Origin of the sequence: Actinoplanes sp. NPDC049316 (assembly GCF_040677315.1) — a bacterium.
Classification (GTDB): Bacteria; Actinomycetota; Actinomycetes; order Mycobacteriales; family Micromonosporaceae; genus Actinoplanes.
In genome coordinates, this window is the sequence record NZ_JBFAQM010000021.1 from 53,741 (window position 1) to 76,210 (window position 22,470).

The window sequence follows — 22,470 nt, forward strand, 5'->3', positions numbered from 1 at the left end:
GACAGCCGGTGCCGGGAGCTCCCCCTCCCGAGCGCCCGACGAACGAGGACGGACACGTGTCGAAAGCACACCGTGGTCTGCTGGCGGCCGGCCTGGCCGCCGCAGTGGTCGGCTCGATGGGAGTCGTCTGGACGCTCGGCGCGGATGCCGCCGAGACCCCGGACCCGAGCGCGCCCGCCGCCGCGTCAGCCGCGGAGGCCGACGACACCGCGCCGGCCGTGCAGGCCGCCGACGAGGCGCCGGCCCCGGCCGACGAGCCGAGCGCACCGCCGCTGCTGCCGTGGGGCGAGGCGCCCTCCCCCGCCAAGCAGGCCCCCGTCGGCGCCGACAGCGCCGAGGTCGCCGCGGCCGGCGCGGACGCCGCGCCGGAGAACGCATCGCACACCACCGTCGCCGGGTACGGGCCGAAGGGCCGCACCGGCCCCTCCGGTTCCCTCAAGCGGGAACGCATCCTCGGCACGAAGGTGGCCGCCCCGGCGCCGGCGGCGGTCACGGCCGCCGGCACCGCCACCCCCAAGGCCGCCGCGGAATGGACCTACTTCTACGCCGGCGCCCGGCAGTTCGGCACGTCCGACGGCTCGTGGGCGAACCTCGACATCCGCAAGCCGTGGCTGAGCACCAACGACGCCCACACGCTCGCCGAGATCGCGGTGCAGGACTACGAAGCCGGCAACACCGTCGAGGTCGGCTGGACCGTCGACCGCAAGACCAACAAGGACGACGACCCGCACCTGTTCGTCTACTACTGGAAGGACCACAACCGCACCTGCTACAACAAGTGCGGTTTCGTCTCGAAGAGCGACAACGTCAAGCCGGGTGACACGCTCCCGACGGGCACGACGAAGCGCTTCGGCATCCAGCACTTCGACGGCGTGTGGTGGGTCGCGTACGACTCGGAGTGGCTGGGTTACTTCCCCGACAGCCTGTGGGACGGCGCCTACACCAAGTCCACCCTGGTCCAGTGGTACGGCGAGGTGACCGCCGCCAGCACGACGCCCTGTACCGACATGGGCAACGGCGCGCTCGGCAGCAAATCGAACGCCGCGACCTTCGGGACGATCTCGCTGACCAACGGCCAGGGGCCGGTGAAGGCGGAGCTGTTCGAAGACACGAACGGCGCGTACTACACCTCCGCCAAGGCCGAGGCCGAGGGGCAGCGCAACTTCCGGTACGGCGGTCCCGGCGGCTGCTGACCGGCGGGCACGAACGCAAGGGGCGGTCCTCGCGGGCCGCCCCTTGCGTTGTGGTCACGTCCCCAGGGCGGCGGCCAGCAGCGGGCCGAGCCTCTGCAGCGCCGCCGGGTCCAGCAGTTCCGAGTGCGCCACCGGTAGCTCATGGACCTCGATGCCGGCCACGAGCGGGTGCCACGCCGGTGCGGCCGGCCCGGCGAAGCCCTGCTCCGGCACGGTGGCCTCGACGAACCAGACCTTCCCCGGGTACGCCGGCAGCACGGCGTCCGCCATCAGGGCGTCGGCGGCCAGGTGACTCTCCAGCACCCGTGCGATCTGCCCGCCGGTCAGGGCGGCGACGGCACCGCCGGCGTCCCGCACGAACGCCACCGCCTGCTCCAGGGTCAGGTCCGCGTCCGGAACCGGGTAGCCCATCTCCGTCAGCAGGGCCGCCACCGTGGCCGCCGCCGGGGCGCCGTCGCGGCGGGCGTCCAGCATGCCCACGAACGTCACCTCGCGGCCGCGGGCGTGCAGATCCGCCGCCACCGCGAGCGCCACGGCCCCGCCGAAGGACCAGCCGAGCAGCCGGACCGGCCCGGCCGGCCACGCGGCCTCCACCCGGTCGGCGTGCTCCGCGGCCAGCGCGGTCAGGGTCGCCGGCCGCGCACCGCCGGAGAGCAGCGGCGACTGCAGACCGATCAGGGGTACGCCCAGATGCCGCCGGAGTCCGGCGAACTGCCAGCTCAGCCCGCTCGCCGGGGCCAGGCAGAACAGGGGCGGGCCGTCGCCCGCGGCGAGCTGCAGGACGGGAGCCAGGGCGTCCCCGGCCGGCGCGTCCCCGCTGAGCAGCCGGGTCACCGCGGCGGCCGTCGGCGCGGTGAACAGCCGGGCGACCGGGAGCTGTGCGCCCAGCTCGCGCCGCAGGGCCGTGGCCAGCCGGACGAGCAGCAGCGAGTGCCCGCCCAGCGCGAAGAAGTCGTCCTCGACGCCCACCTCCGCGACCCCGAGGACGTCGGCCATGATCCGGGCCACCGTCCGTTCCGTGCGCGACCGTGGCCGGGTCCGGGTGGTCGTCGCGGCGTCCACCTCGGGCAGCGCGGCGCGGTCGACCTTGCCGTTCGGGGTGAGCGGCAGCTCGTCGAGGACGTGGCAGACCGCCGGGATCATGTGGCCGGGCAGCGCCGCTTCGAACAGCGCGGCGAGCGACGCCCGGGAGAACTCCGGCGTGACGGTCACGTACGCGACCAGCCGATCACCGCGCGCCACCACGACCGCCCGGGTCACGCCGGGATGCGCCAGCGCGACGGCCTCGACCTCCCCCGGCTCGATCCGGAACCCGCGGACCTTCACCTGGTGATCGGTGCGGCCCAGGTACTCCAGGCGCCCGGCGCGCCACCGGGCGAGGTCCCCGGTGCGGTACAGCCGGCCGGGGCCGTACGGGTCGGCGACGAACCGGGACGCGGTGAGCCCCGGCCGGCCGAGGTAGCCCCGGGTGACCTGGACCCCGCCGAGGTACAGCTCCCCCGCCACCCCGGGCGGCACCGGCTGCAGCCACTCGTCGAGCACGTACGCGGTGGTGCCGGGCAGTGGACGGCCGATCGAGCCGTCCCAGGCGGCGTCGACCTCCTCGGCGGTGGCCCACACGGTGACCTCGGTGGGGCCGTACAGGTTGACGACGGCGGCGGCGCGCTCGTGCAGGTCCCGGGCGAGCGGCACGGGCAGCGCCTCCCCGCCGACGAGCGCCCGTACGCCGGACAGGTCCACGTCGGACGCCTCCAGCAGGGCCGCCCAGAGCGACGGCGTGGCCTGCATCGCGGTGATCCGCTCGGTCTCCACCAGCCGGGCCAGCAGCACCGGGTCGCGCACCTGCCCGGGCGAGGCGAGCACGATCGTGCCCCCGGCGCGCAGCGTGCCGAGCAGTTCGAGCACCGAGATGTCGAAGGACAGCGTCGTCACCGCCAGCAGGCGCTCGCCGGGTTCCAGCGGCAGCGCGGCCAGGAACGCCTCCCGGTCGCGGTGGGTGACCACGACGCCCTTGGGGCGGCCGGTCGAGCCCGAGGTGTGGATGACGTACGCCGCGTTGTCCGGCGCCGGGGTCACCTGCGGGGCCGGGGCCGGTGAGACGCCGGCCAGGAACGCCGCGTCGATGATCACGGCCGGTTGCACGTCGTCGACCATGAACCGCCGGCGGGCCTGCGGGAACGCCGGGTCGAGCGGCAGGTACGCGGCCCCCGCCTTGCCCACGCCCAGCACGGCGACGACGAGGTCCGCCGAGCGGGGCAGCTCGATGCCGACGATGCTCTCCGGCCCCACCCCGCGGGCGGCCAGCGCGGCGGCCACCGCGTCCGAGGCCCGGTCGAGGTCCGCGTACGTGTGGCGGACACCGTCGGCGATCAGGGCGACATCGCCGGGGCGGACCACGGCGGCGCGGGGTGCGGGTTCCACGTCCGACGGTTGCGAAAGCTCGGTCACGTCCTCGGGGGCGAGCACCGGCACCCGGGTGACGGTGCCGCCGGGGTCGTCGGCCACGGCCGTGAGCAGCACGCCGAGGCGATCCAGCAGGCGGGCCGCGGTGGCGCCGGTGAACCGGCCGGTGTCGTACTCGAGAGTGACGTCGATGCCGTCCGGGCCGCCGTCGACGAAGGTGACGGTGAGGTCCACCTTGGCGTCCGCGGCGTGCCCGGGTGCGTCGAGCACGGGCAGGCCCAGCAGCGGCCCCCCGCCGGCCGGCCGGTGGAAGTAGCCGATCATCACCTGGAAGAGCGGGTTGCGCCCGGGCACCCGCGGCGGGTTCACCAGCTCCACCACCTGCTGGAACGGCACACCGGAGTGCTCGAACGCGGCCAGGTCGGCGGCACGCACACGGCGCAGCAGCTCGGCGAAGCTCGGCGCGCCGGACAGGTCCGTGCGCAGCACGATCGTGTTGACGAAGAACCCGACGAGGTCGTCGAGGGCGGCGTCGCCGCGGCCGGAGGTGGGGCTGCCGATCGGGATGTCGGTGCCCGCGCCGTGCCGGGACAGCAGGGTGGCGACGGCGGCGTGCAGGGCCATGAACAGGCTCGCCGATTCCGCCCGGGCGATGTCGCGCAGCCGGTCGGCGAGGGTGGCCGGCAGCGTCGCCGTGACGACCCCGGCCGGGTGGCGGGTGGCCGTACGCGGCCCGTCGGCGGGCAGGGCGATCTCGTCGGGCAGGCCGCGCAGCGCGTCGCGCCAGAACTCGCCGGACGGCTCCGGCAGCGACAGGACGTAGTCGGCGTACTGCACGGGCAGTGGTTCCCAGTCCGGGGCGTGACCGGCGACGCGGGCCGCGTACGCGACGTCCAGGTCACGCAGCAGCGGCCGGTCCGACCACTCGTCCATGGCGATGTGGTGCAGCACCAGCGCCAGCACGCTGGAGTCCCCCTCGTCGACGACCGCGGCCCGGATCGGCAGATCGGTGCCGAGGTCGAACGGCCGCGCGACCAGGTCGGCGACCGAGGTGCCGGTCTCCACCGGGATCGCCGCCGGCGCGGGCAGGATGTGCTGCGCCGACGAGCGGATCACCGTCCGCAGCACCTCGTGCCGGGCCACCACGTCGGCGAGCGCGCGGCTCAGCGCGGTGCCGTCGGGATGCCCGCCGAGGCGGACGAGCAGCGGGTAGGCGTACGCGCTGGAGCCCGGGTCGAGCTGGTCGAGCAGCCACAGCCGCTGCTGCGCCGGGGAGAGCGGCAGAACCTCGGGCCGCTGCCCGGTGGTCAGGGCGGCACGCGCCGGGCCGGTGGCGACCCGGGCCAGCCGTTCGGGCGTACGCGCATCGAACAGCGCCCGCAGCGACAGGTCCCCGCCCAGCTCGGCACGCACCCGGCCGATCAGCCGCAGGGCGGTCAGCGAGTGCCCGCCGGCGTCGAAGAAGTCGTCCTCCACCCCGAACGAGGCCACGCCCAGCACGTCGGCGAAGAGCTCGCAGAGGCGGCGCTCCCGCTCGTCGGCGGGCGGCCGGGACGCGGTCGTCACCGGGACGGGAACGGGCAGCGCGGCGGTGTCGAGCTTGCCGTTGACGGTCAACGGCAACGCATCGACCCGGGCATACAACGAGGGGACCATGTAGGACGGCAACCGCTCGGCCACAGCGTCCCGCACCTCGGCGGGGCTCGCGTCACCGACCAGGTAGGCGTGCAACTTGCCCTCCCGGGCCAGCACCGCGGCCTGCCGCACCCCGGACACCGCCGCGACCGCCGACTCGACCTCGCCCAACTCGATGCGGTAACCGCGGATCTTCACCTGATCGTCACTACGACCCAAGAAGTCCAAGTTCCCGTCCGCCCGCTCCCGCACCAGATCACCGGTGCGATACAGACGCGCGCCCTCCGGCCCAGCGACAAACCGCGACGCGGTCAACCCCGGCCTGCCCAGATACCCCCGCGCCAAGCCCGCACCGCCGACGTACAACTCCCCGATCACCCCCGGCGGAACCGGACGCAACCAGCCGTCCAACACGTACCCGACGGTGTTGAAAACGGGCTTACCGACCGTCGGCGTGACACTGTCCGCCGTACCCGCACCCAGCGTGTTGATCGTGTATTCCGTAGGCCCGTACAGGTTGTAGCCGATCCCGCCGAGCCGCGACCACACCGCCTCGCTGACGGCCTCCCCGCCGAGCAGCACGAGGCACGGCCGGTGGTCGCCGCCGAGCAGCCCCTCGTCGAGCAGCGCCTGCGCGTACGTCGGGGTGAGGTTGACGACGTCGACTCGGTGCCGCGCGCAGTACGCGACCAGCGCGGTGGCGTCGCGCCGCAACTCCTCGTCGGCGATGTGCACGTGGTGACCCTCGACCAGCCACAACAGCTCCTCCCACGACATGTCGAACGAGAAGCTGACCGTGTGCGCGATCGTGAGGATCCGCCCGCCGGCCGCGGCGATGGTCGGTCCGAAGATCTCGGCCCGGTGGTTGAGCTGCATGTTCGTCAGCCCTCGGTACGGCGTGACCACACCCTTCGGCTTACCGGTCGAACCCGACGTGTAAATGACGTACGCCGGATGATCCGGATGCACCACCACCCGCACCGGTCCGCCCTCGACGGCGAGACCCTCCAACGAATCCAGCACCAAAAAGGGCTGGGCGTCGTCGATCATCGCCTGCCGCCGCTCGGCCGGCAGGTCCAGATCCAACGGCAAGTACGCCGCCCCGGCCCGCAGCACCGCGAACAACGCCACCACCATGTCGATCCCCCGCGGCAACGCCAGCCCGACGATCCGCTCCGGCCCCGCCCCACGCGCGATCAACCCCCGCGCCACCGCGTCGATCCGCGCGTCCAGCTCGGCGTACGAGAGCGTGGTGCCGTCGTGGGTGAGCGCGGCGGCGGCCGGAGTCCGGGCGGCCTGCTCGGTGAGCAGGTCCGCGATCGTGACCTCTGGGATGTCGGCGGCCACGCCGATCCGCGGTCCAGGCGTGGGCAGCGCGACCGATGCGACGCTCGCGTCGGCGTCGAAGCCGGCCAGCACCGCGTGCAGCCGGTCCAGCAGCGCCTGCGCCTGCTCGGCCGCGACCACGTCGGGCCGGTACTCGAGCCGGATGCGCAGCGCGCGGCCCGGGGTGGCGACCCAGGTCAGCGGGTAGTGCGTGGCGTCGGCCGCCGCGACGCCCACGATGCCGTGCTCGGCCTCGAGGTCGTCGAACGTGTCGTCGGTGAGGAAGTTCTGCAGCACGTACAGGCTGTCGAAGAGCGGGCCGCGGCCCACCGCGCGCTGGATCTCGCCCAGGCCGGCGTACTCGTGGGCCATGAGGTCGAGCCGCTCGGCCTGGACCCGCCGCAGGACGTCGCGCACCGGCTCGGCCGCGCCGAGGGTGACGCGCTGCGGCACCGTGTTGAGGAAGACGCCGACGACCTCCTCGATGCCGTCGAGCTCGGTCGGGCGTCCGGCCACCGTGGTGCCGAAGACGGCCTCGGAGCGGCCGGACGCGTGGCTCAGCACGATGCCGAGCGCGGTGCTGAGGACCGCGTTGAGCGTGACCCCGGCGGCGCGGGCCTGCTCGGTGAGGCTTGCGGTCTGCTCCTCGGTGAACCGGACCGCGAGGCTGCGGGCCAGCACCGGCCGGGTGCCCGTGGCCGCCGGGTAGAGGATGGTCGGCTCGACCCCGGCCAGCGATTCGGCCCACGCCCCGAGGGAGACCGCGGTGTCCTGCCGGTCGATCCACGCGAGGTAGTCGGCGAAGCCGGCGCTCTTCTCCGGTACGGGCCGGCCGGCGTACGCGCCGAACAGGTCCCGCAGCACCAGCTCCCGCGACCACCCGTCCCACAGCAGCAGGTGGTACGTGAACAGCAGCCGGTCGCGCCCGCCGGGCAGCCGCACGACGGTGAGCCGGGCCAGCGGCGGTTCCGTCAGGTCGAACGGGCGGGTCCGGTCGGCCGCCATCACGGCGTCCAGGTCGGCCGGATCCTCGATCACCTCGACGGTGGCCGGCACCGAACCGCGCAGCAGGGCCACCGGTTTGTCGCGGCCGGCGTCGGTGAACGCGAGGCGCGCGGCCGGGTTGGCGTCCAGGACGGCGGCGAAGGCGCGTTCCAGGGCCGGCACGTCGAGGCGGTGATCCACGTCGAACGCGTTCTGCGCGATGTAGACGTCCGCGTCGCCGGCGAGCCTCGCCTGGAAGAACAGCCCTTCCTGCAGCGGCGACAGCGGCCACTCCCGCTCGGCCGCCGGGGCCAGCTCGGCGGCCCAGCCGTCCGCGATCGCCCGGGTCGCGTCCGGCCCCAGGCCCTCGTCGGCGTACGTGAGCACCGCCCGCAGCTCGCCGCCGACCGCCGCCACGTTGATCTCCAGCAGGTACGGCGTACCGAGATCGTCATCCGGGCGCACGCGGAGGTCCGCCGCCTCGTCCTCGGCGAACTTGCCGAGATAGTTGAAGAGCACCTGCGGGGTCCCGAGCCGGGCCAGGGCCGCGGCGCTGCGCGGGTTCACATAGCGCAGCAGGCCGTAGCCGAGCCCGTCGCCCGCGGGCAGCTCCGGCAACCGCACCGGGGCGATCGAGGTGAACCAGCCGACCGTACGGGACAGGTCCGCGTCCCCGATCGGCTCGCGGCCGTGCCGTTCCAGGTCCACGACCAGGTCGGCCTCGGTGCCGCGCCACCGGTTCACGGCCGCGTGCAGGGCGGTCAGCAGAGTGGCGGTGACGTCGCCGGTGAGCACCGACGGGTCGACCGGGATGCGCAGCTCGTGATCGCGGGTCTGCCCCACGGTCAGCCCGAACGTCACGGCGTCCGGCTTCAGCTCGCCGCCCGGCGCGAGGGTCCGCTGCCAGTGCGGGAACTCGGCCAGGCGCGCGGCGCTGCCGGCCTCCTCGGTGAGCGTACGGGCGAACGACCGCAGCGACGTCCCCACCGGGTCCAGCGCGCGGCCCTCGTACGCCTGCCACAGGTCCTCGGCGAGGATGCGCCACGAGACGCCGTCGACCACCAGGTGGTGCGCGACGAGCAACAGCCGGTCCTGGTCGGCGAAGAACACGGCCTCCAGGACGCGACCGGCCTCGGGATCGAGCCGGCTGACCGCGGCCTCGGCCTCCCGCCGGACCAGCTCCCGATCCATACCGTCCACTGTGGTGAGCGTGACCGAGCTGCTCGCGCGGACCTCCTGCGACCACAGCATCGGCGCCGGCCGGCTCAGCGTCAGTCGCAGCGCGTCGTGATGCTCGACGAGCCTGTCGAGCGCGGCCTGCAACCGGGCAGCCGTCGCACCCGGCGGAGTACGCAGCAGGTCGGCCTGATGCAGCCGGTTGATGCCGCCGCCCAGCTCGGCGAGCCGGTGCACGATCGGCAGCAAGGCCACCTCGCCGACCCCGTCGCCCGTCACCGGCGGTGCGCTCGGCTTGTCCGGGACGCAAGCCAGCGCCGCGGGTGTGCGCTTCACGAACACGTCCCGCGGCGAGAACCTGATGCCGCTGCGCTTGGCCCGGTTCACCAGCTGGATCGCGACGATGCTGTCGCCGCCGAGGGCGAAGAAGTCGCCGTCGGCCGGGACGCTGTCCACGCCGAGCACCTCGGCGAACAACCCGCGCACCGCGGTGACCGCCGGGCTCTCCCCCACCGCCTCGACCGGCTCGGCGACGGTCCGGGCCGGCGCCGGGAGCGCGTCGCGGTCGAGCTTGCCGTTGACGGTCAGTGGCAGCGCGTCGAGAGTCACGAACGCCGACGGAACCATGTAGTCCGGCAGCACCGACGCCACGTGGGCGCGGATCGCGTCTGCGTCCGGGCGGCTACCGGCGCGCGCCACGAGATACGCGACCAGCCGACCGTCGCGGACGACCACGGCCGCGTTGGCGATCCCGGGCAGGGCGAGCAGCGCCGCCTCGATCTCGCCGGGCTCGACGCGGTAGCCGCGGACCTTCAGCTGCTCGTCCGAGCGGCCCAGGTAGACCAGCTCACCGTTCTCCCAGCGAGCCAGGTCGCCGGAGCGGTACAGGCGTCCCGGGCCGTACGGGTTCGCGACGAAGCGGGACGCGGTCAGCGCCGGGCGGTCCAGGTAGCCGCGGGCGAGCTGGGCGCCGGCCACGTACATCTCGCCGGTCACGCCCTCCGGCACCGGCTGCAGGTACGCGTCCAGCACGTGCACGGTCAGCCCGGGCAGCGCGCCGCCGATGACGCTGGGCCGGGTCACGTCGGCCGGCGTCAGCGCGCGGAACGACACGTGCACGGTGGTCTCGGTGATGCCGTACATGTTGACCAGCGAGGGGTTCTCGTTGCGTTCGTACCAGGCGGCGAGGCGGGAGAGGTCGAGGGCCTCGCCGCCGAAGACGACGTAGCGCAGCGGCAACCGGTCCGGCTCGGCCGCGTCCGCCTCGACGAGCGGGTGGAACGCGGACGGCGTCTGGTTGAGCACGGTCACCTTCTCGTCGCGCAGCAGCGCCCGGAACCGCTGCGGGTCGCGGGCGACGTCGTGCGGGACGAGGACCAGGCGGCCGCCGTGCAGCAGCGGGCCCCACAGCTCCCAGACGGAGAAGTCGAACGCGTACGAGTGGAACATCGTCCACACGTCGTCCGGCCCGAACTCGAAGAGTGGCTCGGCGGCGGCGAACAGGGCCCGTACGTCGCGGTGGGTGACCACGACACCCTTCGGCTCGCCGGTGGAGCCGGAGGTGTAGATGACGTACGCGGCGTTGTCCGGGCTCAGCCCCACGTCGGGCCGGGTCTCCGGACGGCCGGGGGCCTCCACGCCGATGCCGCCCTCGCCGATCACGCAGACCGGTCGCGCGTCGTCGAGGATGTACCGCTGCCGGGCCGCCGGCGCCGCGGCGTCGACAGGCACGTAGCAGCCGCCCGCCTTGACCACCGCGAGCAGCGCGACGACCAGGTCCTCGGACCGCGGCAGGCTGACCGCCACCCGGGATTCCGGCCACACGCCGCGGGCGATCAGCTCGTGCGCGAGCCGGTTGGCCCGGGCTTCCAGCTCCGCGTAGGTGAGGTTGCCGACGGCGACCGCCTCGGGACGCTCGGTGGAAATATCCAGAATGTCATCCGTCTTCAGCTCGTGCGAGATGCCACTGACGCCGCCGAGGGACAGCGATGAGACGGGCCGGTCCAGGTCGTCGACGAGCTGGTTCACCAGGGACGCCACCAGGGTGACGAGCCGGTCCGCGGCCGCCGCGCCGACGGCCGCGTCGTACTTGATCTCGAGGGTGAGGCGGTCGCCCGGGAACGCGACCAGCGAGACCGGGTAGTGCGGCGAGTCCGTACCGGTGAAGCCGCGCACGCCGAGGCCCGGCGCGTCACCGGCGGCGACCGCCGGGAAGTTCTCCACCACGACCATCGAGTCGAACAGCTCGCGGACCCCGGCGAGGCGGTTCAACTCCGCGAGGCCGACCTGCTGCACGTCGAGCACGTCGGTCTGCTGCTCCTGCAGGCGGCGCAGCACGTCGCGGGCGGGCTCGTCCGGGCGCCACGCCATCGGGACCGGCACGGTGTTGATGAGCAGGCCGACGATGGACTCGGCGCCGGGCAGGTCGCCGCCGCGGCCGGACACGGTCGAGCCGAACACCACCCGGTCGCCGCCCAGCAGCCGGCCCAGCAGCAGACCCCACGCGCCGTGGAGGAGTGTGCTGACGGTGATGCCGTGCGTCCGCGCCACCGCGGCCAGGTCGCCGGCGCGGTCCACGGACGCGAAGACGCTGTGGTGGTGCGAGACCCGGGTGACGTCCGGGTACAGCAGAGCCGGCTCGACCCCGTCGAGGGCGACCCGCCAGGCGGCCCGGGCGGCCTCGCGGTCCCGGGTGACGACCGACTCCACGTGGTCGCGGAACGTGCTCACCGGCTCCGGCAGCTCCCGCCCGTGGTACGCGGCCACGACGTCGGAGAACACCAGCGGGTACGACCACCCGTCGGCGAGGATGTGGTGCATCGTCTCGACCAGCCGGTGCTCGGTGGCGCTCAGCGACACGAGGGCGTAGCGCAGCAGAGGCGGCCGGGCGAGGTCGAACGGCTCCGCCAGCTCCTCCACCGCGACCCCGGCCAGCCGGTCCGGGGCGCCGGTGAGGTCCACCTCGCGCCACGGCACCTGCACGCCGGCCGCGATGACCTGCACGATGCGGCCGTCGCGCAGCTCACGGAACGAGGCGCGCAGGGCGGCGTGGCGGCGTACGACGGCCTCCACCGCCGCGCGCAGCCGGGCCGGATCCACCTCACCCGTGAGTTCGGCGATCTGCTGCACCGCGTACGTGTCCACATCGGACGTCAGCGCGTGGAAGTACATGCCCTCCTGCAGCGGCAGCAGCGGCAGCACGTCGGTGGCGTCCGCGAACGCGTCCACGTCCTGCTGGGCCAGGGCCACGAGCGGGAAGTCCGACGGCGTGTGCCCGCTCACGTCGGTCAGGGCCAGCTCGCGCAGCACGGTCGTCCAGTGCTCGGCGAGCGCGACGATGCGCTCCTGCGGGAAGAGCGCGGCCGGCCACGACAGCGTCGCCTCGAGGACGTCGCCGGTCATGTGCGCGTTGATCTCCAGCGGCATGGCCGGGTTCGCCGGATCGACGCCCTCGCGCAGCGGCGCGGCCGGGCTCCAGTCACCGCCGTCGTCAGCGCCGAAGCGGCCGAGGTAGTTGAACAGGATCTCCGGCGCCGGCCCGAAGTCGTGGTCGTGCAGCCAGCGCAGGGAGCCGTACCCGAGCCCGCCGCCCGGGACCGCGCGCAGCTGCTCCTTGACCGCCCGGGCGGCCGCGGCCAGGTCGGTGGTGGTGCCGGGCTCCAGCCGTACGGGGTGGATCGCGGTGAACCAGCCGATCGTGCGGGACAGGTCGAGATCGCCGGTGCGGCCGTGCCCCTCCCGGCTGACCAGCACCGGCGCGTCCCTACCCCGCCAGCGGTTCACGGCGACCGCGAGGGCGGTGAGCAGCACGTCGTCGGCGCCGCCGTACATCGCCGCGGGAACCGTGGTCAGCAGCGGCACGGTCACGTCGGCGGGCAGCGTCACGGTGATCGACCGGACGGTCGCCGCGGTGTCGGCCGCCGGGTCGGCGGGCCGGTCGCCGAGCAGGGGGCGCGGCTCGGCCAGCGTCGCGCGCCAGAAGGGCTCCTGGCCGGCGTACGGCCGCTGGGAAGCCGCGAAGGTCCGGAAGGAGGCGCCGACCGGGGGCAGCTCCTCGCCCCGCCAGGCGCGGCGCAGGTCCTCGGCGAGGATGCGCCACGAGACGCCGTCGACCACGAGGTGGTGGATGACCAACAGCAGCGTGCGACCGTCCCGGGCGGCGCGAAGCATGACGCCGTTCGCCGGGTCCAGGCGGGCCACCTCGGCGTCCTCGTCGATCGGACCCTCGCTGATCAGACCGGCGGCGCGCAGGCCGGGGGCGGGGACGTGCAGGGTGCCGTCGAAGGTGGCGCGCAGCAGGTCGTGCCGGTCGAGCAGCGCCTGCAGGATCTCCTCGAGGCGTACGCGGGTGAGCGCCGCCGGGGTGCGCCACGCCGTCGACTGGTAGAAGTGGCCCAGCGGCGTCCCGGACTTCACCGTCTCCGCCAGCATCGGCGTCAGCGCGACATCGCCGACGCCGTCGTCCGCCACGGTCTCCACGGCCGCGGCGGGCAGGGCGGCGGCCAGGGCCTGGACCGTACGCCGGCGGAACACGTCCCGGGGCGTCACGGGCAGCCCGGCCTTGCGCGCCCGGCCGGCGACCGCGATGGACGAGATGCTGTCCCCGCCGATGGCGAAGAAGTCGTCGTCGACACCGACCCCGGGAATGCCGAGCACGTCGGCGTAGATGCCGGCGAGCACGCGTTCCCGGTCGTTGCTCGGCCCCCGGGCGGCCGACAGGATCGGCGTCGCCTCCGGCAGCGCGGCGGTGTCGAGCTTGCCGTTGACGGTCAACGGCAACGCATCGACCCGGGCATACAACGAGGGGACCATGTAGGACGGCAACCGCTCGGCCACAGCCGCCCGCACCTCAGCCGGACCGGCATCGCCGACCAGATAGGCGTGCAACTTGCCGTCGCGGGCCAGCACCGCGGCCTGCCGCACCCCGGACACCGCCGCGACCGCCGACTCGACCTCGCCCAGCTCGATGCGGTAACCGCGGATCTTCACCTGATCGTCACTGCGACCCAGGAAGTCCAAGTTCCCGTCCGCCCGCTCCCGCACCAGATCACCGGTGCGATACAGACGCGCGCCCTCCGGCCCAGCGACAAACCGCGACGCGGTCAGCCCCGGGCTGCCCAGATACCCCCGCGCCAAGCCCGCACCGCCGACGTACAACTCCCCGATCACCCCCGGCGGAACCGGACGCAACCAGCCGTCCAACACGTACCCGACGGTGTTGAAAACGGGCTTACCGACCGTCGGCGTGACACTGTCCGCCGTACCCGCACCCAGCGTGTTGATCGTGTATTCCGTAGGCCCGTACAGGTTGTAGCCGATCCCGCCGAGCCGCGACCACACCGCCTCGCTGACGGCCTCCCCGCCGAGCAGCACGAGCCACATCCGGTGCCCGTCCAGCAGGCCCTCGTCGATCAGGTGCTGCGCGTACGTCGGCGTCACGTTGACCACGTCGATGCCGTTCCCGCGGCAGTACGCCACCAGCGCCGTGGCGTCGCGCCGCAGTTCCTCGTCGCAGACGTGCACCTCGTGACCCTCGACCAGCCAGAGCAGCTCCTCCCACGACATGTCGAAGGAGAAGCTGACCGTGTGCGCGATCCGCAGCCGCTCGACGCCGGCCGCCCGGGCCCGCGCGACCGTCGGCCCGAAGATCTCCGCCCGATGGTTGAGCTGCATGTTCGTCAGCCCCCGGTACGGCGTGACCACACCCTTGGGCTTTCCGGTCGACCCGGAGGTGTAGATGACGTACGCAGGATCATCGGGATGTACCGACGTTGTCACCGGTTCGCCGTCAAGCGCGAGCCCGTCCAACGAGGAGAGCACCAACAGCGGCCGCGCGTCGTCGATCATCGCCTGCCGCCGCTCCACCGGCAGATCACGATCCAACGGCAGATACGCCGCCCCGGCCCGCAGCACCGCGAACAACGCCACCACCATGTCGATCCCCCGCGGCAACGCCAGCCCGACGATCCGCTCCGGCCCCGCCCCACGCGCGATCAACCCCCGCGCCACCGCGTCGATCCGCGCGTCCAACTCGGCATAGGTCAGCCGCTGCTCCCCGAAGACCAGCGCGGTCAGCTCCGGCGTCCGACGCGCCTGGGCGGCGAGCAGATCCGCGATGGTGTCGTCCGGAATCTCCGCCCGCGCACCCGCCAACGGACGATGAGCACGCAATCCCACGGACCCCGCCGGCACGTCCAGACCGTCGGCGAGCAGCCGCAACACGAAGACGAGGTCGTCGACCAGCGACCGCGCGGCAGCGACGGTGATCACGTCGGGGCGGTATTCCAGCTTGACGCGCAGGTTCGCGCCCGGGGTCAGCACCCACGTCAGCGGGTAGTGCGTGGTGTCGGTGTACTCGACGTCCACGATGCCCTGCGCGGCCTCGAGGTCGTCGAACGTGCTGTCGGCGAGGAAGTTCTGCAGCACGTACAGGGTGTCGAAGAGCTGCTCGTGCCCGGCCGCGCGCTGGATGTCGCCCAGGCCGAGGTACTCGTGCGGGGCCAGGTCCAGGCGGTCCTGCTGGGCGCGGCGGGCCAGCTCCACCACGGTGGCCGACGGCGTCGCGGCGACCCGCGCCGGCACGGTGTTGAGGAACAGGCCGATGACGTTCTCGATGCCGGGCAGGTCGGTGGGGCGGCCCGCCACGGTGGTGCCGAAGGTGACGTCGCCGCGGCCGGTGCGGTGCCCGAGGACCAGCCCCAGCGCCACGGTGAGCACCGCGTTGAGGGTGACTCCGGCGCGGCGGGCCTGCTCGGTGAGGCGGGTCGTGACCGCGGTCGGGAGGGTGGTCAGGATCCGCTCGGAGAGGATCGGCGCGCGCCCGGCCGCCTCCGGCACGACGATCGTCGGCTCGCCCAGCGCCGCCTTCCACGCCGCGGCGGACGCGTCCCGGTCCTGCGCGTCGATCCAGGCCAGATAGTCGGTGAAGGACGCACCGCCGGTGGGCAGCGCTCCTTGCGTACCACGCGAGTCGTAGAGCGCGAACAGCTCGCGCAGCACGAGCTCGCGGGACCAGCCGTCCCACAGCAGGAAGTGACAGGTGAGCAGCAGCCGGTCGGTGCCGTCCGGGTTGCGGACCACGGTCAGCCGGATCAGCGGCGGCTCGGTCAGGTCGAACGGCTTTCGGTCGGCGGCGGCGACGGCCTCCGGGTCGCCCTCGACGACGGTGACGACCGCGGGCACGCGCGCGGGAATGCGTTGCTGCGGACGCGGGTCCCCGACGAATGCCGCGCGCAGGGTCGGGTGCCGGTCGAGCAGGGCGGCGAAGGCCAGCTCCAGCGCGGGTACGTCGATCCGGCGGTCCAGGTCGAACACGTTCTGCGCGATGTACGTGTTCGCGCCCTCGGTGAAGGTGGCCTGGTAGTACACGCCCTGCTGCAACGGGGACAGGCCCCACACCTCGTCGGCGCCTCCGGCGGCGATCGCGGCGGCCGTACGGTCCCGGAAGACGTCCTGGGTGGACACGTCGATCCCGTCGCGGGCGAGCAGGGTCACGAGGCGGATGGCGGTGATGCTGTCGCCGCCGCGCGCGAAGAAGTCGTCGTGCACCCCGACCGTCTCCGCGCCCAGCACCTCGGCGAAGCGCGCGACGACCTGCGCCTCCCGGGGCGTCCGCGGCGGTTCCGCGACGGCGGCGACCGGGTCCGGCAGGGCGCGCCGGTCACGCTTGCCGTTCGGCAGCAGCGGTACGGCGTCCAGCACGGTGACGCTCGCCGGCACCAGGTACCCCGGCAGCTCGGCGCGCAGCGTGGTGAGCAGGGCCTGCGGGTCCAGCCGCTCCCCCGGCTCGGGCACGACGTACCCGTGCAGGGTGTTGCGGCGCGCGACCGCGACGGCCTCGCGGACACCGAGCCGCCGCAGCAGCGCGGCCTCGACCTCGGCGAGCTCGACGCGGTGGCCGTTGACCTTCACCTGGTCGTCGTTGCGGCCGAGGAACTCGACCCGGTCTCCGGCCCAGCGGCCCAGGTCGCCGGTGCGGTACAGGCGCTCGCCCGGCGTCAACGGGTCGGCGACGAACCGGGCCGCGGTCGCGCCGCCCTGTCCCCGGTAGCCGCGGGCCAGTTGCACGCCGCCGACGTAGATCTCCCCCACCGCGCCGGGCGCCACCGGCTCCAGCGCCGCGTCCAGCAGCACGATGCGCACCCCGGGAACCGCCCGGCCCAGCGTGATGGTCTCGCCCGGCGTGACGGTTCCGGCCAGCACGTCCCCGGTGTTCTCGGAGGCACCGTACGAGTTGACGATCTCGGCGTGCGGCGACGCGGCAGCCAGCGCGGCGACCGTGCCGGCGTCCAGCGCCTCGCCGCTGGTGATCCACCGGCGCACCCCGCTGACCTGCCCGGGAGCCGTCTCGGCGAGGGCGGAAGCCAGGCTCGGCACGGCCAGCAGCTGCGTCGCGCCGGACTCCGCGACCAGCCGGGCCAGCACGGTTCCGTCGGCCGCGGCGGTCTCGTCGGCGATCACCACGGTGGCGCCCGCGACCAGGCCGCCGAGCAGCTCGGTGGTGCCGTCGACGAAGCTCATCGAGCTCTTCGCGACCCGTACGTCGCCGTCCCACCGCTCGCGTGCCCACGCCAGGCGGTTCGCCAGGCCGGCGTGGGTGCCGACGACCGCCTTCGGGCGCCCGGTCGACCCGGAGGTGTAGACGACGGACGCCGCGTCCAGCGGTCCGATCTCGACGGCCGGCGCCTCCCCGCGGGCGGTCCGCAGCCGCACGGCCGGCAGGTCGTGCGGGGGCAGCGCCCGCCCGGCGGCGTCGTCGGTGAGCACGCACACCGGCCGCGCATCGTCGAGCATGAACTCGATCCGCGCCGCCGGGTACGCCGGATCCACCGGCAGGTACGCGGCCCCCGCGCGCAGCACGCCGAGCAGCGCGACGGGCAGATCGGCCGTGCGGCGGGTGGCGACCGCGACCACGTCCCCGCGCCGGACCCCGGCCGCGCGCAGAGCCGCCGCGACGCTGCCGGAGCGGGCCCACAGCTCGGCGTAAGTCAGTACCGTCGTGCCGCCGCGCACGGCGATCCGGCTGGGCTCGACCGCCCCGATCAGGTCGGGCACCAACGTCTCGGCGCGGGCCGGTCCGCCTCTTCCGAGCGCGAGCACTTCAGCGCGTGAAACGTCGGAGAGCAGGTCGATCGCGGCGACCGGGGTGTCGGCATCCGCGGTCAGGACACGCACGTACTGGTCGAGCAGGCGAGCGGCGGCGACCGGGTCGAGCCGGTGGGTGAGCGTGACCGTGACCGTGTCGCCCGGCTTGACCATCAGCGTCACCGGATAGTGCGGCGCCTCGATCACGTCGAGCCGCGTGATCCGCGGGCCGCCGTGGTCCGCAGCGGTGGTGGGCGGGTAGTTCTCGACGACCACGAGGGTGTCGAACAGCTCCGGCAGGCCGGTCCGGCGCTGGATCTCGGCGAGCGAGGTCTGCTCGTGCTCGACCACCGACCGCTGGTCGGCCGCGAACCGGGACAGCACGTCCGCGACCGTCTCGGAGCCGCTCCAGCGCACCCGGGCGGGCACGGTGTTGATGAGCAGACCCGCGATGGCCTCGACGCCGGGCACGTCGCCGGAGCGCCCGGAGACCGTCGAGCCGAACACGACGTCGGTGCCACCGGTGACCCGGCCGACGAGCACGCCCCACGCGGCGGCGATCACGTTGCTCACGGTCACGCCGTGCCGCTGGGCCAGCGCTTGCACGGCCGAACCGTCCACGGTGACGGTCACGCTCGCGGCCGGACCGTCCGCGCCGGGGGCCAGCAGCGTCGGCTCCGTCACGCCGTCGAGCAGGCGGGCGTACGCGTCCGGGTCGCCCTCGCCGCGCCGGGCCAAGAAGTCGCGGTACGAAGGCGCGGGCGGCAGAGCCTTGCCGGCGTACCGGGCGAGGAGGTCGGTGAGCATGAGCGGCACGGACCAGCCGTCGGCGACGATGTGGTGCACGGTCTGCACGAGGACGTGGCGGTCGGCGGCGAGGCGGACCAGCGCGTACCGCATGGCCGGTGGGCGGGCCAGGTCGAAGGGGCGGGCGCGCTCCTCGGCCGCGACCGCGTTCACGTCGCCGGTCGTGACGTACCGCCACGGCGTCTCGATCGGGCCGCCGAGAACCGCCACGATCTCGCCGTCGCCGGTCGCCCGGAACGCCGCGGCCAGGTTGGGGTGGCGGTCGAACAGGCCGGCGGCGGCCCGGTGCAGGCGGCCGGGGTCGAGCGCGCCGTCGAGGTGGATCAGCTGCTGCACCACGTACGGGTCGGCGCCCGGCGCGTACGTGGCGTGGAAGTAGAGCCCGGCCTGCAGCGGGGTCAGCGGCAGCACGTCGCGCAGGTCGGCACCGAAGGCGTCCACATCGGATCGGCTGAGGCGTACGAGCGGAAAGTCCGACGGGGTGTGCCCGGCAACCGCGGGATCGGCGGCGATGCCGGTGAGCAGCTGCGCCCAGCGGTCCGCGTACGCCTGAACCACCTCGCGCGAGAGCGCCCGGCCCGGCCAGCTGAACACCGCGCGCAGCGCGCCACCCACGGCCACCGCGTTGACCTCCAGCGCCCGGGGCAGCGGCATACGCGGGTCCCGCCGCTCGACCACGACCTCGCCGTCGTCGAAGCGGCCGAGGTAGTTGAACAGCACCTGTGGCTGGACCGCCAGCTCGCGGTGACCGGCGAGATGGCGCAGGACGCCGTACGAGATTCCGTTGCGGGGAACAGCCCGTAGCTGCTCCTTGACGGCCTTGACGGCATCGGCCGGAGCGAGGCCGGTGACGTCGAGCGGCACCGGGAACAGCGTGGTGAACCAGCCGACCGTCCGGGACAGGTCGAGGTCGGCCACGTCCTCCTCCCGGCCGTGGCCTTCCAGCTCCAGCAGCAGCGGCTCGTCCGGAGAAACCGCCAGCACCAGCGCGGCGACGAGCGCGTCGTCGACACCCCCGTGGATCGCCGCGGGTACGCCACTCAGCAGCCGCTCGGTCACCTCGACGGGCAGCGTGACCGTCAGCGTCTCCTCGGTGGCCACGGTGCCGGTCGCCGTCGGCGGGGCCACCGGCGTCTGCACGGCACGAGTCCAGAACGGCAGATCCGCGCTGAAGTCGGCCTCGCGCAGGGCCGTGGCCCACTGCCGGAACGAGGTGGGCGCCGGGGCGATCGGCAGTCCGCCGCGCAGGTCCTCGGCGAGCACCCGCAGCGAGACGCCGTCCACGATCACGTGGTGCAGCGCGACGATCAGCTCGCCGCTCTCCGGCAGGTGCGAGAAGGCCGCCAGCCGTCCGGTGCTCAGCCGGGCAACCGTCGCCTCGAGGTCCTCACCGGTACGCAGCACGTCCGCTGACGTCAGCTCACCGGCCGGGCGGACCGTCAGCACGGCGCCGTCGATGCTCGCGCGCAACACGTCGTGTGCTTCGAGGAGGCCGTCGATCACCGCGGCGACGTCGCCCCCGGGGGCGGGCAGCGTGACGGCCTGGAAGAAACCGTCGAGCCCGTTGCCGACCTCGTCGAGCCAGGTCAGAATCGGCGTCGGCGGCACCTCGCCGACCGCGTCGACCGCGGCGATCTCCGGCTCGTCCTCGGTCACCACCGGAGCCAGCCCGGCCGGCGTCGGGTGGGCGAACAGGTCCCGGACGCGCAGCGAGAGGCCGGCCCGGCGCGCGGCACGGACGGCGCCGATCGCCACGATGCTGTCGCCGCCGAGCGCGAAGAAGTCGTCCTCCGCCCCCACGGCGTCGAGGCCCAGCACGGACCCGAACACCGCACAGAGCCGCGCCTCGGTCTCGTTCTCCGGCTGCCGGGACCGCGCCGGGCCGCCCATCGCCGGCGCGGGCAGGGCACGGCGATCCACCTTGCCGTTCGCCGTCAGCGGGAACGCGTCGAGGACCACGAACGCCGACGGGACCATGTAGTCCGGGAGCCGGTCCGCGCACCAGGCGCGCAGGTCGTCCCCGGAGACGGGCGCCGACAGGGTCGCGTACCCGATCAGGTGCCGCTCGTGGAGGGTGACGACGGCCTGGCGCACCGCGGGGTGGGTCGCGACGGCGGCCTCGACCTCCTCGAGCTCGAGCCGCATGCCACGGATCTTCACCTGGTGGTCGGCGCGGCCGACGAATTCGAGGCTGCCGTCGCCGGTCCAGCGGGCCAGGTCGCCGGTGCGGTACATGCGCTCGCCGGGGACGCCGAACGGGTTGGCGACGAACCTGGAGCCGGTGAGCGCGGGCGCGTTGACGTACCCGCGGCCGAGCAGGAAGCCGGCCGCGTACAGCTCGCCGGTCACGCCCGGCCCGACCGGGTTCAGGCCCTCGTCCAGGACATGCAGCTGCGTGTACGGATTGGGCCGCCCGATCGACGTGGCGATGCGCTCCGCGGAGTCCTTGTAGATCACGTGGGAGACGCCGATCGTGGCCTCGGCCGGGCCGTACCCGTGGTAGAGCGTCATGGTGAGCTGCGCGCGGAAACGATCGAAGAGCTCGGGCGTGAGCACCTCGCCGCCGCACCACACGTGCCGCAGCCCGTCCAGCAGGTGCGTGCCGCGGGAGAGCTGGAGCAGCACGTCGAGCATGGAACTGACCAGGTAGACGAAGGTCACGCCCTCGGTGGCGATGACGTCGAGCAGGTATTGCGGGTCCCGTTCCCCGCCGGGCTCGGCCACGACGACGTACCCGCCGGACACCAGCGGCAGCAGGATCTCGTTGACGCTGATGTCGAACGACAGCGGCGCCTTGAACAGCGCCGCGTCGCCCGGTCCGAAGTGGAGGATCTCCTCGCGCTGCCAGCGCAGCCGCTCGTGGATGGCCTCGTGCCGGATCATGGCGCCCTTGGGCCGGCCGGTGGAGCCCGAGGTGAAGATGACGTACGCGAGCTGCCCGGGGACGACGTCAAGCGCGGGAGCCTCGGCGGCTCCGGCCGGGACGTCGGCGGCCGTGAGGACCACTCTCGCGCGGGCCTCGGCGAGGACCTGCTCGCGCCGCCGGTCCGGCCAGGCCGGGTCGACCGGCACGAAGGCCCCGCCGGCGACCATCGTCATCGGGGTGTGCGTCTCCGGGTCGTCGATGATCCGGCAGCCCAGCCCGAACACCCGCTCCACCAGGGCCGCGGTGAGCACCTCGCGGGGGTCGCCCTGGGCCACCACGGCGCCGGCCTTCATCACGACGAGGTGGTCGGCGTACCGGGCCGCCTGGTTCAGGTCGTGCAGCACCGCCACCATCGTGGTGCCCTGCTCACGGTTGAGGCGTACGCACAACTCCAGCAGCTCGATCTGATGAGCGATGTCGAGGAACGTCGTGGGCTCGTCGAGCAGCACGATCGGGGTCTGCTGGGCGAGCACCATGGCCACCCAGACGCGCTGGCGCTGCCCGCCGGAGAGCGTGTCGACCAGCTCGCCGGAGAGCTCGCCGACCCCGGTGGCGGCCATCGCGGCGACCACCGCGGCCTCGTCCTCGGGCGACCACTGCCGGATCAGCTTCTGATGCGGGAACCGGCCCCGCGCCACCAGGTCCGCCACCGAGATGCCGTCCGGGGCGATCGACGACTGCGGCAACAGACCCAGCCGCCGCGCGACCTCCTTGGCGGGACGGGCGTGGATGTCGCGGCCGTCCAGCAGCACGGCGCCCGCCGAGGGCTTGAGCAGCCGGGACAGCGCGCGCAGCAGCGTCGACTTCCCGCAGGCGTTCGGGCCGATGATCGCCGTGAACCGGCCCTCCGGCAGGTCGAGGTCGAGGTGCTCGCTGATCGTCCTGCGGTCGTAGCCGATCGTGATGTCGCGCGCTGCCAGGCTCACGGTTGCCCTC

2 protein-coding genes are annotated in these 22,470 nt (G+C 73.9%); one reads left to right on the forward strand and one right to left on the reverse strand.

Annotated elements, in window-relative coordinates; all coding sequences use genetic code 11:
- Positions 1–56: 56 nt before the first annotated feature.
- Complete coding sequence (locus AB0K03_RS27550) at positions 57–1,193, forward strand: neprosin family prolyl endopeptidase (protein ID WP_364690175.1); 1,137 nt, start codon at positions 57–59, stop codon at positions 1,191–1,193.
- Positions 1,194–1,247: 54 nt separating this feature from the next.
- On the opposite strand, the gene AB0K03_RS27555 is transcribed toward AB0K03_RS27550, so the two are convergent.
- Positions 1,248–22,460 carry an amino acid adenylation domain-containing protein gene (locus AB0K03_RS27555; protein ID WP_364690178.1) on the reverse strand — a complete coding sequence of 7,071 codons (21,213 nt, stop codon included), beginning with the start codon at positions 22,458–22,460 and terminating at the stop codon, positions 1,248–1,250.
- Positions 22,461–22,470 lie beyond the last annotated feature (10 nt).